The 15,083-nt window shown below is 48.1% G+C and carries 14 protein-coding genes and 1 pseudogene; 12 read left to right on the forward strand and 3 right to left on the reverse strand.

The genetic code is table 11. The features are described from left to right. Nucleotides 1-474 precede the first annotated feature (474 nt). Together ACTHUT_RS02180 and ACTHUT_RS02185 are read left to right on the forward strand one after the other, a co-directional pair. On the forward strand, nt 475-762 hold the full coding sequence (locus ACTHUT_RS02180) for a ComEA family DNA-binding protein (RefSeq protein ID WP_049323884.1): 288 nt from the start codon (nt 475-477) through the stop codon (nt 760-762). A gap of 178 nt (nt 763-940) precedes the next feature. Next, nucleotides 941-1,125 (forward strand): annotated as a pseudogene (locus ACTHUT_RS02185) (subtype B tannase); the annotation flags it as partial. 471 nt (nt 1,126-1,596) lie between these two features. Here the strand turns inward: ACTHUT_RS02185 and ACTHUT_RS02190 are convergent. Next, on the reverse strand, nt 1,597-2,625 hold the full coding sequence (locus tag ACTHUT_RS02190) for a T6SS immunity protein Tli4 family protein (RefSeq protein WP_440386670.1): 1,029 nt from the start codon (nt 2,623-2,625) through the stop codon (nt 1,597-1,599). 358 nt (nt 2,626-2,983) lie between these two features. Between ACTHUT_RS02190 and hpnD the strand changes: the two genes are divergently transcribed. The 6 genes from hpnD to apaG all read left to right on the forward strand — a co-directional run bounded on the left by hpnD (nt 2,984) and on the right by apaG (nt 8,036). Next, nucleotides 2,984-3,832: a presqualene diphosphate synthase HpnD gene (gene hpnD / locus ACTHUT_RS02195; RefSeq protein ID WP_440386671.1), complete on the forward strand. Its 849-nt coding sequence runs from the start codon at nt 2,984-2,986 to the stop codon at nt 3,830-3,832. Further along, a complete protein-coding gene (gene hpnE / locus ACTHUT_RS02200; RefSeq protein ID WP_440386673.1) occupies nt 3,829-5,136 on the forward strand; it encodes a hydroxysqualene dehydroxylase HpnE in 1,308 nt (435 codons plus the stop codon). Before hpnD ends, hpnE begins: the two co-directional genes overlap by 4 nt. Nucleotides 5,137-5,231: 95 nt before the next feature. Further along, nucleotides 5,232-5,951, forward strand: coding sequence for an SDR family oxidoreductase (locus ACTHUT_RS02205; protein WP_003747583.1), 720 nt, complete (start codon nt 5,232-5,234; stop codon nt 5,949-5,951). A gap of 186 nt (nt 5,952-6,137) precedes the next feature. After that, on the forward strand, nt 6,138-7,094 hold the full coding sequence (thiL, locus tag ACTHUT_RS02210; RefSeq protein WP_440386674.1) for a thiamine-phosphate kinase: 957 nt from the start codon (nt 6,138-6,140) through the stop codon (nt 7,092-7,094). Then, nucleotides 7,087-7,575, forward strand: coding sequence for a phosphatidylglycerophosphatase A family protein (locus tag ACTHUT_RS02215; RefSeq protein WP_003747579.1), 489 nt, complete (start codon nt 7,087-7,089; stop codon nt 7,573-7,575). The genes thiL and ACTHUT_RS02215 overlap by 8 nt, the downstream gene beginning before the upstream one ends. Nucleotides 7,576-7,667: 92 nt before the next feature. Continuing rightward, complete coding sequence (gene apaG / locus ACTHUT_RS02220) at nt 7,668-8,036, forward strand: Co2+/Mg2+ efflux protein ApaG (protein ID WP_070589688.1); 369 nt, start codon at nt 7,668-7,670, stop codon at nt 8,034-8,036. 66 nt (nt 8,037-8,102) lie between these two features. Here apaG and ACTHUT_RS02225 read toward each other — a convergent pair whose 3' ends face one another. Continuing rightward, nucleotides 8,103-8,399: a DUF2288 domain-containing protein gene (locus tag ACTHUT_RS02225; protein WP_049323125.1), complete on the reverse strand. Its 297-nt coding sequence runs from the start codon at nt 8,397-8,399 to the stop codon at nt 8,103-8,105. A 270-nt stretch (nt 8,400-8,669) separates the two neighbouring features. Between ACTHUT_RS02225 and ACTHUT_RS02230 the strand changes: the two genes are divergently transcribed. From ACTHUT_RS02230 to ACTHUT_RS02245, 4 genes are all read left to right on the forward strand, one after another. Further along, nucleotides 8,670-9,395 carry a metal ABC transporter ATP-binding protein gene (locus tag ACTHUT_RS02230; RefSeq protein ID WP_070607635.1) on the forward strand — a complete coding sequence of 242 codons (726 nt, stop codon included), beginning with the start codon at nt 8,670-8,672 and terminating at the stop codon, nt 9,393-9,395. A 76-nt stretch (nt 9,396-9,471) separates the two neighbouring features. Continuing rightward, nucleotides 9,472-10,347, forward strand: coding sequence for a metal ABC transporter permease (locus tag ACTHUT_RS02235; protein ID WP_440386675.1), 876 nt, complete (start codon nt 9,472-9,474; stop codon nt 10,345-10,347). 79 nt (nt 10,348-10,426) lie between these two features. Continuing rightward, nucleotides 10,427-11,332, forward strand: coding sequence for a metal ABC transporter solute-binding protein, Zn/Mn family (locus tag ACTHUT_RS02240; protein WP_141752822.1), 906 nt, complete (start codon nt 10,427-10,429; stop codon nt 11,330-11,332). Nucleotides 11,333-11,598: 266 nt separating this feature from the next. Beyond that, nucleotides 11,599-12,936, forward strand: coding sequence for a sodium-dependent transporter (locus tag ACTHUT_RS02245; protein ID WP_188208593.1), 1,338 nt, complete (start codon nt 11,599-11,601; stop codon nt 12,934-12,936). Between the two features lie 127 nt (nt 12,937-13,063). On the opposite strand, the gene ACTHUT_RS02250 is transcribed toward ACTHUT_RS02245, so the two are convergent. Beyond that, nucleotides 13,064-15,040 (reverse strand): TonB-dependent copper receptor, encoded by a 1,977-nt coding sequence (locus tag ACTHUT_RS02250; protein WP_440386676.1) that lies wholly within the window; start codon nt 15,038-15,040, stop codon nt 13,064-13,066. Nucleotides 15,041-15,083: the final 43 nt, after the last annotated feature.

A 15,083-nucleotide genomic window follows, 5' to 3' on the forward strand; every position in this document is an offset into this window, starting at 1 on the left:
ATCCCGAACAGGACCGTGAAACGACTCAGCGCCGATGATAGTGTGGTTCTTCCATGTGAAAGTAGGTCACCGCCAAACACCCATTCCGAAGCCCCCGACTGATGTCGGGGGCTTTTTACATGCCTGTTGTTTCTGTTGCCTGTTGTTCCTGTCGGTTTGGCGGCAGAATTGGGATAACGGGTGTTGGGATCAAACATTGGGATAGTGATATGCCGGTGTTTATGGAGTATTTGTGCATCTTGGTATTGGAATCGGAAATATTTACCCTGTTGTTATTCTTGCACAAAAGTACCGAAAGTTACGGTTAACCGTTTGGAATGTTTGAAATCGAACGGTATTTGCGTTAATATGTCGTATGCATTTATATGGAATAGGGCCGTGTTCTACTGTCGTGTGGCAGTGTCGGCGGGGTGGGGAAAACCGTCCTGCAGACGGCCCGGTTGATTCAATCTGACACGTTATAGGAAAACCCTGATGAAGAAATTTTTATTTGGTGTAGTTGCCGCCGTGTGTACGGCATTCTCTTTGGCTGCCGTGAACGTCAATACGGCCTCTTCTGCGGAACTGGAGGCATTGCCGGGTATCGGTCCGGCTAAGGCGAAGGCGATTGTGGAATACCGTCAGAAGAACGGTGCGTTCAAATCGGTGGAGGAGCTGAAAAACGTGAAGGGTATTGGTGATGCGGTGCTGAACAAGTTGAAGGCGGAGGCGACGGTTTCTTCTGCCGCGCCTAAGGCTGCGCAGCCTGCCGTGAAAAAATAAGCCGGATTCTGCCTATATGCCGCCCTGCGGCCGAACCGTTTGCCGGTTGGGCCCCGGGGCGGCTTTGTTTGGGGGCGAGAATGAGAGCTTGAGATCTTTGCATAATTTCCAAAAATCTCCTAAATCCCACAAAAATATTTAAAAGACTTTTTGGGTATTTTGCAAAGATCACAAATGAAAAACCATCAAAATCATGAACCCACTCAACTACATCGGCAAACCGGGCGCAAACCTGCCGCCAAACTGCAAAACAACGGCAAAACCGTCGACTGCGCCCTGCCTTGGGATATCGGCCACGGCGGCGATCATGACTTGGACGAACTGTTTGCCTGGATGAAACAAGTCAGCAGCTCTGCAAAATAAGCGTTCACAATATAGATTGGGATGAGATTTGGTATCCCCCGTTTTGATTGGGGAAATGGCGTGTTTTACACTATTGAAGCACCTGTTTGTGCCAGAAAAAGGGCACTGATACCTAATTATTGGGCATCTGGGATGCCTGAGGAGAATAAAAAGGAGATTTAAAGCTAAAACAGCCGAAACTCTATGTTTGAGTTTCAGCCATCGTGAAATAGTAAAGAAAACTATTTTAAAAATGTCTAAGGCCGTCTGAAATCTAACTTAAGGTTTCAGACGACCTATTCTTGTAAAGACAATGTTTCTAGATACACATCGGCCAACAAGAGCGACATCCTGTTAATACTATTGCTATAGCACTATATAATAAGCCAAACTTAAATATATTTTTTCTACGATATTTATGGTTCATTTTTGTCTCTTTCTTAAGCTTTAAAGCTAATAAATTTGGTAAGTTTCTATTCATTAAAAATCTAATTAAATCCGTTTTTTCAATGTCGGCAATATTGCATCCCAAGCCGTTAAAGCCTCCTTTTCACTTAATGGGGAACCGGCAGAATTGTTATCACTGGTACCGAAAGTCATCTTAAATCTCACACTGCCATCATCTTTTTCCCAAATAAATAGATATCGTTTCCCCTGCCACTTAACAAGTTTCTCACTGCCGGCCATGCCATTGATGTTCCGGCTTCCCTGGCGAATCGTGCTATATTTTGCCCATGACATAAGTCTGCCCATAACACTATTTTTCTTAACAAGATCTCGCTTCAATAAAGGTTTGTCATCTTTCTCCAAAGATCCACCTGTCGTTAGCTCGGCATAAACGTCTTTATAGTCTTTGATTTTGATGCCCGCACTGCCAAAAAACGGCTCAGTTCCCTTATCGACAATAAATCCCTCTGTTAAACAGATACCCTGTTGCTGCGGAATTTCACTTTCATTACGATCTCTCAATTTATCGAAAAAATCATTTCGTATATGCCTAATAGCTTCGTCAACTTTACTTTTTTCCAGCTGTTTAAGGTTTGGTGGCTCTTTACCATTGACAGGCATAATGCGTACAAAAGCCCTAATGGAATAGGCATCGTTCTTACCTAGCTTGAAATAGAAATCGACATAATAGATCATCCCTTTTAGATGCTTTGACACCGAGTGTTCCCAAGAACCCGGAGCCTGTGTCACCATAGCTATCGCTTTATTAGGAATAACTGTACGGTTTTCTATAAAACTATCACTTCCATTATATCCTTTTTCTTTAACCTCTAATGCGGATTCTACTTCTAGATTCCAATAATCTGGTCGCACTCTTATCTGCCAACCATTGTATTTAAGCCAACCAGTTCCACTTATACGGTTAGATGGTAAGTTAATTTGGTAACGCCCACTACAAAATGGCTGCGCCGTCCAATATGCATTATCGGCAGCAAATGGCTTATCTACTGCCTGGACGGTAGAAAGTGTGGCAGAGAGAAACAGTGTAGAGATTAATGGAATACGGTGGAACATAAATTTTCTTTGACAGATAAACTGACCGACAATTAAATTATGACAATGAATTTAATATAGTATCTGTGATAATGCCAATGGTAAAGGGATAAGGATTAACGGAAAAAAGCCTGTCTGAAAGGTTGAATTTTGCAAAGGTCTCAGTCTGTTGACGACATTTGATGCATAAAAATGCGCCATAAAATTTTTAATTGACTAAAATCTTCCTATATTATCGCAAGGTCTTGGGCCGTCTGAAAGATGCTGAAATCAGCTTTCAGACGGCCTTGTTGTAAGATGGGTTTTGATATTGGCGTACTTTTTTAAATACGGATAAAATCCCTGCTAATTATTTATAACAATATTTTTAGGATACACAGTGCTTGCTTTAGATTATTGTTGTCAAAAGGCTGCGGAAAGCCATTCCAGTTTTTTATCCGGTTTTCGTTTTTTATCAGTAGAAAAACGAAATGCGATCACTGTTTTATACGCTTTTTGTCGTGAACTGGATGATGTAGTCGATGGCTGTACCGATCCGAATGTAGCTCAGATTACCTTGAATTGGTGGCGCAGTGATTTGGAGAAAGTGTTTAATAATGAGATGCCTGAGCATCCCGTTCATCAGGCTTTAAAGGATATTCGGGCAAGTTTTGATTTGCCGAAGAATGAGTTTGAAGCTTTGATTGATGGCATGCAGATGGATTTGGAGCAGGCTCGTTATGGTAGTTTTGATGAATTAAAGCTGTATTGCCACCGTGTTGCCGGAGTTGTGGGGCGTCTTATTGCACGGATTTTAGGTTTTTCCAATCCCCAAACTTTGGAATATGCGGAAAAAATGGGCTTGGCTTTGCAGTTGACGAACATTATTCGTGATGTGGGCGAAGATGCGCGGCAGGGCAGAATTTATCTGCCGATAGAGGAAATGCAGAAATTTGATGTGCCTGCCAACGTCATCATGCAGTGTAAACCGACAGACAATTTTGCGAAATTAATGCAGTTTCAAGTGGATAGGGCGCGTGAAACTTATCGTGAGGCTATGTTGCTTTTGCCGGCTGCGGATAAGAAATCGCAAAAAGTCGGCCTGATTATGGCGGCCATTTATTATGCGTTGTTAAATGAAATCGACCGTGATGGTGCGCAAAATGTGTTGACTTACAAAATTGCGATTCCTTCTCCCCGTAAAAAACGTATTGCTTTGAAAACTTGGCTGTTTGGATTTAAACCATGAATATTCGGCGTCCAAAAATTGCTGTGATTGGTGCCGGTTGGGCAGGTTTGTCTGCGGCGGTTTCTCTGATTCATCGAGCTGATATTGCTTTGTTTGAAACCGGGAGGCGAGCGGGCGGTAGAGCGCGTACCTTAGCCGGGAAAGATGATGGATTCAGCTTTTTGGATAATGGGCAGCATATCTTGTTGGGCGCGTATCATGGTGTCCAAACTTTGATGCGACATATTGGCGTTCAACCTGAATCAGCCTTTTTACGCCAGCCTTTGCAATGGTACATCCATGAGGGATTGCAGTTTCAGACGGCCTCTCTGCCTGCACCGTGGCATTTGCTTGTCGGTATCCTGCGTGCAAAAAATCTTTCCTTTTCATTGAGAATCAAATTGCTGTCGGATATGTCGGCATTGCAACGTTGGGCAGGCCATCATAAAACCGATTTGACGGTTGCAAAGTGGTTGAGAACACGAAATGTTCCGCGCAGCCTGCTTGGCCAATTTTGGCAACCTTTGGTTTGGGGTGCTTTAAATACGCCGTTAGAACAGGCATCGTTGCGCATTTTATGCAATGTATTGAATGATGGAGTGTGGTCTGAAAAGGCGAACAGCGATTATCTTTTGCCTAAGCAGGATTTAGGGCGGATCGTAGCCGAACCAGCTTTGGATTTCCTGCACAAGCATGGTGCAAAAATACATCTTGAAACCCGTATTACACATTTAAACCATCATATCGATGGCCGAATTGAAATCAATGGCGAAGTATTTGATGCGGTGATTTTAGCCGTTGCGTCATATCATGTTGACGCGCTTTTGCCTGAAGATACGCCTGACTATATTCAGACGGTCTATCAATCGTTGCATTACCATGCGATTACTACGGTTTATTTGCGTTATGCCCAAGCAGTCAAGCTGCCTGCGCCTTTAACCGGGTTTGCCGATGGTACGGCGCAGTGGGTGCTGCATCGGGGAGCGTTGGGTTTGCCGGATAATGAAGTCGCGGTCGTCATCAGCGTTTCCGATTACACCGAGGCTTGGAAGGACAAAGATTTAGCCGAGAAAATTCATGCGGACATTAAGCGGGTTTGTTCGGATTTGGATAAACCCGAAGCCGTACGCATTATTACGGAAAAACGCGCGACTACGGCGGCAACGGTTGATTTTGTACAGCCTGATTTCTCATGGCTGCACCATCACCGTATTTATCCGGCTGGCGATTATCTTCATCCGCGTTATCCGGCAACCTTGGAAGCGGCGGTTCAGTCAGGTTTTGCCGCGGCTGAAAAGCTTATGCTGGATTTGAGGGTTGAATAAACTGAGGCCGTCTGAATGTTCAGACGGCCTTTTTGACTTTACAAAACTTACCAAGCCGATAAAATATCTAAAACCATAAAGTTCAAGGAAAAGTCATGACGACATTAGCGGACAAAACCATTTTGGTTACCGGCGCATCCCAAGGTTTGGGCGAGCAGGTTGCCAAAGCCTATGCGGCGGCCGGAGCGACTGTTATTTTGGTGGCGCGTCATCAAAAGCGTTTGGAAAAAGTATATGATGCTATTGTGGCTGCGGGCAGCCCAGAACCGTTTGCCATCTGCTTTGATTTGATGAGTGCGGAGGAGAAAGAGTTTAAGCAATTCGCAGAAACCATTGATGAAGCTACCGGCGGAAAATTGGATGGCGTGGTGCATTGCGCCAGCTATTTCTATGCTTTGTCGCCGTTGGATTTCCAAACCGTATCGGAATGGGTCAACCAATACCGTATCAATACCGTTGCGCCTATGGGCCTGACCCGTGCGCTGTTCCCATTGTTGAAGCAATCGGAAGACGCTTCTGTGATTTTTGTCGGCGAAAGCCACGGAGAAAAACCGCAAGCCTATTGGGGCGGTTTCGGAGCTTCTAAAGCCGCGCTTAATTATTTGTGTAAAGTGGCTGCGGACGAGTGGGAACGTTTTGACAACCTGCGTGCCAATGTTTTGGTGCCGGGTGCCATCAATTCGCCGCAACGTATCAAATCCCATCCGGGCGAATCGAAAAGCGAACGTAAAAACTACGAAGATGTCCTGCCGCAATTTATTTGGTGGGCAAGCCGAGAGAGCAGGGGGCGGACAGGAGAAATCGTCTATCTGTAAATCTACCTGCTCAGAGTGGTTTGAAAACATGAGGCCGTCTGAAATCTGTATTTTCAGACGGCCTTTAACTTATTCAGTTTTATATCTAATAATATGAAAGTTTGATGTTTGACGTGTTAATAGGCACTCATCAGGCTGGCACAAAATTAGATATAGTAATCTAGGTTATAGTTATATTGGATAAATATGACGGAATTTGACTTTATCAGACAATATTTGCAGCGACAAAAATCGGAAGGTTTGATTTTGGGCATAGGCGACGATGCCGCTATTATTCGCCCAAGTAACGGATTTGATTTATGTTTTAGCGCTGATATGTTGGTTAAGGGCAGACATTTTTTTGAAGATGTTTCGCCTGAAGATTTGGCATGGAAAATGCTTGCAGTAAATTTATCCGATATGGCCGCTATGGGTGCCAAGCCGCGGTGGGTGTTGCTCAGTGCTGCGCTGCCTGAATTGAATCAAGACTGGCTCAAACGTTTTTGCGATAGCTTTTTTGCTTTGGCCGCGCGTTTTGATACGGTGTTGATTGGTGGCGATACCACCAAAGGCGATTTGGTCTTTAATGTAACGATAGTGGGCGAAGTGCCGACAGGGCGTGCCCTGCGGCGTGATGCGGCCGAAGTCGGCGACGATATTTGGGTATCGGGCCGCTTGGGTTTGGCTGCCGCTGCTTTGAACCAACATCTGGGGCATTATCAATTGCCGTCTGAAATCATGGCGGTTTGCGATGATAAATTGCTCCGTCCGGAGCCGCGCGTTTCATTGGGGCTGGCATTGCTGCCGTTTGCCCATGCTGTGCAAGATGTTTCAGACGGCCTGGCTCAAGATGTGGGGCATATTTTAAAAGCCTCTGCTGTCGGGGCGGAAATCTTTGCCGATTGTGTGCCGTCGTTGCCTGAATTGAAAAACGTTTTGTCGCGCAAGCAATGGTTGTCGGCAGTATTGGCCGGCGGCGATGATTACGAACTGATTTTTACTGCTGCTCCAGAAGACAGGGAACGTGTTTGTCAGGCGGCGGAACAAAGTGGCGTACCGGTCGCCCGAATTGGTAAAATGACTGACTCAGGCCGTCTGAATATTTTAGATGTCGAAGGCGGCGTATTGGAACTGACTTCTTTAGGATTTGATCATTTTGGCTGAACGTAAACCTACTTTTTCTTGGCTGTTGCACAAACCATTGTGTTTTTTAGGATTTGGTTTCGGCAGTGGCTTATCGCCGGTTGCGCCGGGTACGGCAGGGACGCTTGCCGCGTTACCTCTGGCTTTTGTATTGTGCCTGTTGGGCATAGACGGCTGGATATTGCTTTTATTGTGTATCGCCTTGTTTTTCTGGGGTATCCGCATTTGCGGTTATACCGAGAGGGAGCTGGGCATTCAGGATTACGGCGGTATCGTTTGGGATGAAATTGTCGCGATGCTGCTGGTGCTGTCGCTGATTCCGTTTAAATGGAGCTGGTGGCTGGCGGCTTTTGTTATTTTCCGCTTGTTTGATGCGTTGAAACCCTGGCCGATCAAATGGTTTGACCGGCGGATTCATGGAGGTTTGGGTATTATGCTTGATGATTTGATTGCGGCTGTGATGACTTTATTGGTCTTGGGGCTGTTTCATTGGATTGCGTGATGTGTTTTAAGTGTTTCGACCCTTTGCAAAAATAGGGCGGACACGCCGGAATTATCCGGTTTTAAATAAAATAAATATACGGGTGAACAATTATGAACGAAATCGAGATTAACGTGGAGCCGCGTTATATGGCCGGCCAAAGCGACGTCTACCGCGACCGCTACGCCTTCAATTATCTGATTACCATCTGCAACCGCAGCGATGAAATCATTACTTTGCGTCAGCGTTTTTGGGAAATCACCGACGGACACGGTGAAACAGAGCAAGTTGGCCATGTCGGCCTGATTGAAGAGCAGCCTGTTTTGTACCCGGGCGAAGCCTATGAGTACAACAGCGGCTCGCAAATCAGCACGCCTTGGGGCAGCATCGAAGGCGCGTATGAGTTTGAAGACAGTATCGGCAAACGTTTCGTTATCGGGGTGCCGAAGCTTGAATTCAAAGCAGGCTTTACGTTGCAATAGGCCGTCTGAAAAATGAAAAACCGGAACATGCGAAATGTTCCGGTTTTGTTTTTTCAGACGGCCTTATCAGTCTTTGCAAGGCTGTACCAATACCCACGGCGCTACAACGACCGCCCACATTTCCTGCTTATCCGCTAGAAAAGTACGCGCCATATCATCGCTGACGGCACCGAATTTGCCTTGTTCCATCCATTGTTTCAATGGCGCGGCTTCATCTTCGGCAACATGGCGGGCGACGGCAATCAAATCCAAATCGGGCGCAACATAGACGGCGGCACCGCGTGCGAAGTGGGGTTGCAGCTCTTCCCATGAAATGCGGGCGGTTTCGGTATTGAGTTTTTCGTTTAAGAGTGGAATAGACATAGGACAATCATCAAATAAAAAATGGATTGTAACCGATATTCGGCCTTTTGCCCGATGCCGTCTGAAAACGAAAGAAATTTACAGGGTTAACGTTATACAGTATCATTTTAATGTTTTAATTTTCTTTCAGACGGCCTGTTGTCCGTATTCGGATAAGGGCGGTTTTAGGCTTATGAATTCTGTATTGTTGACCGGATTGCTGCAAAGGCTGCTGATTGCGCTTGCCGCATTGGCGGCGTTGTGGGCTGTGTATTTTTGGGCGGTGTCGCCATGAGTATCGTGGTGGAAAATCTGACGGTCAGCTATCAGCGCAGGCCGGTGGTGCACCATGTCGATATGGTGTTTGAAGATGGCAAGATGTGGACGATTTTCGGGCCGAACGGCGCGGGCAAATCGACTTTGCTCAAAGCCATCATGGGTTTGCAGAAGACGGATACGGGCAGCGTGCGCTATGAAAATATGGCGCGCAAGGATATTGCCTATTTGCCGCAGCAGTCGGATATTGACCGCAGCCAGCCGATGACGGTGTTTGAACTGGCGGCGATGGGGCTGTGGTATGAAATCGGCTTTTTCGGACGCGTAAACGCGGCGCAGAAAAAGCGCGTGATGGCGGCTTTGGAACGCGTGGAAATGCAGGATTTTGCCACGCGCCAAATCGCGCACTTGTCCAATGGCCAATTCCAACGCGTATTGTTTGCGCGGATGCTGGTGCAGGATGCCAAATTTTTGCTGCTGGACGAACCGTTTAACGCAGTGGATGCGCGGACGACTTATGCGCTGTTGGAAGTTTTGCGCCAGTGCCATCAGGACGGTCAGGCAGTGATTGCTGTGTTGCATGATTACGAGCAGGTGAGGGCATATTTTGCCAACACGCTGCTTTTGGCGCGTGAAAAAGTGACTGCCGGTGCGACGGAAAATGTGTTGACCGATGAATTTTTGGCACAGGCCAACCGAATGATGCAGAAGCAGGAAGCGGCCGATTGGTGCGCGGTTTAATGGACAAGGCCGTCTGAAAGTAAGTGTTTTTCAGACGGCCTCAGGCTTTCAGAGATTAATAAAAAAGCGATAAAACATGGATTTATATGATTTGGTCGTCGCACCGTTCACCGAATTTGACTTTATGCGCTATGCCCTGGCATCGATTTTCTGCCTGGCATTGAGTGCGGCGCCTGTCGGTGTGTTTTTGGTGATGCGCCGCATGAGTTTGGTGGGCGATGCCTTGAGCCATGCGGTTTTGCCCGGTGCGGCCATTGGCTATATGTTTGCCGGTTTGAGTTTGCCTGCGATGAGTGTCGGCGGTTTTGCGGCCGGTTTGCTGATGGCTTTGTTGGCAGGTTTGGTCAGCCGGTTTACTTCATTGAAAGAAGACGCGAACTTTGCCGCATTTTATTTGAGCAGCCTCGCCATCGGCGTGGTTTTGGTCAGCAAAAACGGCAGCAGCGTCGATTTGCTGCATTTGCTGTTTGGCTCGGTCTTGGCGGTGGATATTCCGGCTTTGCAGCTGATTGCCGTTTCTGCGAGTGTGACTATTTTGCTGATGGCGGTCATGTTCCGCCCGCTGGTGTTGGAAAGCATAGACCCTTTGTTCCTCAAGGCTGTCGGCGGTAAGGGCGGCTTTTGGCATGTGTTGTTTTTGGTGCTGGTCGTGATGAATCTGGTTGCCGGTTTCCAGGCATTGGGCACGCTGATGTCGGTCGGTTTGATGATGTTGCCGGCGATTACCGCCAGACTGTGGGCGAAAAGCATGGGTTGGTTGATGATTTTGTCGGTCGCATTGGCTTTGCTTTGCGGTTTGGCAGGACTGTTGTTTTCCTACCATATCGAAATCCCGTCCGGCCCGGCGATTATTTTATGCTGCGGCACGCTTTACCTGATTTCCGTCGTGTTCGGTTGGGAGGGCGGCATTTTGGCAAAATGGTTGCGCCGTAAAAAACACCGCACGGCATGATTTTTCAGACGGCCGCTTGAATAATCAGGCGGTCTGTTTTATGATGATGTTAATGTTACGTTATATCAATGGAGAGAATATGAAACATTGGAAACTCGGCATCGTTGCCGCATTATTGACCGGTGCCGCTTATGCCGCTCCGTTGCCTGTTGTGACCAGCTTCAGCATTTTGGGCGACGTGGCCAAACAGATTGGCGGTGACCGCGTGGCCGTTCAAAGCTTGGTGGGTGCCAACCAAGACAGTCATGCCTACCACATGACCAGCGGCGACATCAAAAAAATCCGCAGTGCAAAATTGGTATTGCTCAACGGCTTGGGCTTGGAAGCCGCCGATGTACAGCGCGCAGTCAAACAGAGCAAAGTGCCTTTCGCCGAAGCGACCAAAGGCATTCAGGCTTTGAAAGCAGAAGAGGGCGGTCATCATCATGACCACGATCACGAAGGCCATCATCACGATCACGGCGAATTTGACCCGCACGTTTGGACCGACCCCGTCTTGATGGGCACTTATGCGCAAAACGTTGCCAATGCGCTGATTCAAGCCGACCCTGAAGGCAAAACCTACTATCAGCAACGTTTGGGCAACTATCAAATGCAGCTGAAAAAACTGCACAGCGATGTGCAGGCTGCCTTTAATGCTGTACCTGCCGCCAAGCGTAAAGTCTTGACCGGACACGATGCGTTCTCTTACATGGGCAAACGCTACAATATTGAATTCATCGCCCCTCAAGGCGTGAGCAGCGAAGCCGAGCCGTCTGCCAAACAAGTGGCTTCCATCATCCGCCAAATCAAACGCGAGGGCATTAAAGCTGTCTTTACCGAAAACATCAAAGACACGCGCATGATTGACCGTATCGCCAAAGAAACCGGCGTCAACGTCAGCGGACGTTTGTATTCCGATGCACTGGGTGGCGCACCGGCCAACAGCTACATCGGCATGTACCGCTACAATGTCAAAGTGTTGACCGATGCCATGAAAAAATAAAACGGTTTCAAGATAAAGGCCGTCTGAAACTTGGAAACAAGGTTTCAGACGGCCTTTTATATGCTTATTTTTAAAATAAACCGTCAAATTTAAAATATAAAAATTAGTTTTGTGCTATTAAAAACTCCATTATCAAAAATTCATGCCAATTTGCTTGATAAGTACGCACCATCCGTGCGAATTGCTTATCGGCGGTCTGCCGGCCACTCACGGCTTGACTTCACCCTGTTACAATTCGGCATCTTCACGTTTCTTAATCTTACATCATGAGCAATCATTCGTCTTGGTCATCCAAAATCGGCTTTGTGCTTGCTGCGGCAGGCTCGGCCATCGGTTTGGGTGCAATTTGGAAATTCCCTTATACAGCCGGTACCAACGGCGGCGCCGTATTCTTTCTTTTGTTTTTGATTTTCACCATTTTGGTGGCTTTGCCGGTTCAACTGGCCGAGTTTTACATCGGCCGTACAGGCGGTAAAAACGCCATTGATTCCTTTAAAGTATTGCGCCCGGGTTCGCAGTGGCCGTGGGTCGGCCGCATGGGTGTGGCCGCGTGTTTTATTTTGCTGTCGTTTTACAGCGTGGTCGGCGGCTGGGTGTTGAACTACGTCGTGCACAGCTTTACCGGTGAAATTCATGCCGGTGCAGACTTTGAAGCCTTGTTCGGCAACACGATTTCTTCACCGTTTGGTTCGCTGTTTTACCAAGGCTTGTTCATGCTGATTACCATTTGGGTGGTTAAAGGCGGCATTTCAGACGGCATTGAAAAGGCAAACCGCGTGTTGATGCCGGGTTTGTTTATCCTCTTTATCGCGCTGGCCGTTCGTTCGCTGACCTTGCCCGGCGCAATGGAGGGCGTGGCATTCTTGTTGAAACCGGATTGGTCGTATTTGAAACCGGGTACGATGCTGACTGCTTTGGGTCAGGCATTTTTTGCATTGAGTATTGGCGTGTCCGCGATGATTACCTATGCCTCGTATTTGGGTAAGGATCAGGATATGTTCCGCTCCGGCCATACGATTATGTGGATGAACCTGTTTGTATCATTGCTGGCCGGTTTGGTGATTTTCCCTGCGGTATTTGCCTTCGGTTTTGAACCCGGCCAAGGCCCCGGCCTGATTTTTGTCGTGTTGCCTGCGGTTTTCATGAAAATGCCGATGGGTACTTATTTATTCGCCGTATTCATGCTGTTGGTTGTTTTTGCAACGCTGACTTCCGCATTTTCCATGCTGGAAACCGTGATTGCGGCAACCATCCGCCAAGACGAGAAAAAGCGCAGCAGCCACACTTGGATAATCGGTATTGCGATTTTCATAGTCGGTATTCCTTCGGCGCTGTCTTTCGGCGTATGGAGTGAGTTTAAAATTTTCGGCAAAACCATTTTTGACTTGTGGGATTTCATCATTTCCGCCGTCATCATGCCGATCGGTGCTTTGAGTGTTGCCGTGTTTACGTCATGGATTCAGGACAAACAGTCCGTCCTGCGCGATGCGGGCATGGGCAGTACCGTGCCGAAACAGCTGCTTTGCCTGTGGCTGGGTGCGCTTCGCTATCTTGCGCCGATTGCGATTGTTGTGGTGTTCATCAACTCTTTGGGTTTGATTTAAACCGATAGTGAGCAAACAGTCCGGCGAAGCAATGCAACTTCGGGCTGTTTGTTTAAAACATCATGAAAAATATTAAGGCCGTCTGAAAAATGTTCAGACGGCCTTTTTATAGATGCGCGATGCTGGGTTAGAACTTCGCTTGCAGTCTCAGCCATGCAGTACGGCCGGGTTCGTTCACGCGCATGGTTTGAGTACCGGCAGACGGGTCGCCGCCGCGGCTGACGAATTCAGCATAGGTTTTGTTGAACACGTTGTCCACGCCGCCTTGCAATGTGGCGTATTTGCTGAATTTCCAACCGGCGTTGAGCGAGAGTACGCCAAAGCCTGAAGATGCGCCGATGTCTTGGCCGACGATATTGCCTTGGCCTTTGCTGTAACGGTTTTGCTTGGCCACGACGCGCCACAATGCGCCTGCGCTGAATTTACCGTTGTCAAAGGCAAGGGTGTTGTTCCACTCGAGCGGCGGCGTTTGTGCCAAAGGTTTGCCGTCGGTACGGTTTTTGCCGTGGGTGTAGGCGAGGCTGGTGCCGACTTCCCAGTTAGGCGCAAATGTCCATTTGACTTCGGCTTCGCCGCCAAAGCGTGAAGCGTTGATGTTGCGCACGCTGAAATTCATGCCTTGGCGCTCCATCATGATGAAGTCTTTGATGTCGCTGCCGAATACGGATACAGACGCGTGGAGATTAGGACGTTTCCAGATTACACCTGCATCGATTTGGCGGTTTTGCTCTGCGCGGATGGCTTTATTTTCAGAGCGCAGGCGTTCCCAGTAGTCAGGTGCGCGTTCGGCAATACCGAAGCCGGCATAGTATTTCAGGCCGTTGTCCGTATTTCTTTCCCAACGCAGGAAGCCTGAGTTCAAATTGAATTTTTGATGTTTCAAAACGGGGTCGGTCACGCGCGCGGTATCGTAATGCGCTTTGACTTGGTCATGGCGCAAACCTGCTACCCAGCGTTGATTGTCGGTTTGCTGCCAAGAAGCTTCGGTGAAAATACCCCATTGTTTGAAACTTTGGTTGGGCATGTAAGGCTTGTGGCTGTAGCCGTCGCCGCCGCGCTCCATGCGTGCGACGTGGACGTCGTCCAGATAATCCAAACCGGTTTGCAGGTTGAGCTTGTCCCAGTCGAAAGTGGCTTTCAGACGGCCTGTATCGGTATTGCGTTTAGGGTTGTTGGCATTTTTAATCTGCTTGCCGGCAGGATTGTAGATGGTACGCAGGCTGTATGTGTCCATCACGTGGTCGATTTCGCTTTTACCGTAGCGCAGTTCCAACTCGCTGAACCATGGGGTAAGGTTGCGTTGGGTAAAACGGATGTTCCATGCATCACGGTCGAATTTGCTGCCGTCCATCATGCGGTCGGCGTAGGCAACCTTGGCCCTGCTGCGCTCGTATGTGCCGGCAATGGTGGTATTTTCTGTCGGGGTGATGCCCAGTTGCACCATTTGGCTATCGCGTTTGAAGTTGGAGTGAATGCGGTTGCCGTCGCCGTCTTTGTAATCGTCGGCTTCGTTATGGGAAATATTGGTACGGACGTAGCCGTATTTGCCGCCGAACTCGGCTTCCAACGAGCCGTCAAGGCGGTCGTTGCTGCCTGCTGTCAGGGTGGCGTTAATGTTGTAAGGTTTCTCAGTGAAATCAGGATCTTTACGGATAAATTGCACTGAGCCGCTGACCAAGCCCATGCCTTGGGTAACAGTTTGCGGGCCTTTGGTAACGACGACTTTATCAAATGAATTGGGGTGGATATAGGCAGTCGGCGGGTCCATGCGCATACCGCAACCGCCATAAATAAACTGGTCGTCGGCATTGACGGAGAGGCGTGAGCCACCCAAACCGCGGAATAACGGATCGCCCGAGCTGCCGCCTTTGCGGATGATGCTCATGTTGGGCACGGATTGTAAAAGGTCTGCCCCGTCTCCGGCAGGGAGGGGTTGCAAAGCAGCTTTGGGGTTGAAAGTAACGCGATTGGCTTTTTGTTGTTGTGTGCCGGTGACGGTGACAGGGGAAAGGGTAACTGTTTCTTCAGGTGTAGGGTTAGTCTCTGCCCATGCTTGGGATACGGCTAAGGCAATGGGTAAGATAAGTAATGGTGGGTATTTCATATCGTTTCTCTCTATTATTAGGAATTATGTTAACTAATACCTA

The sequence above is a fragment of the Neisseria sp. P0022.S010 genome (genome assembly GCF_051956635.1).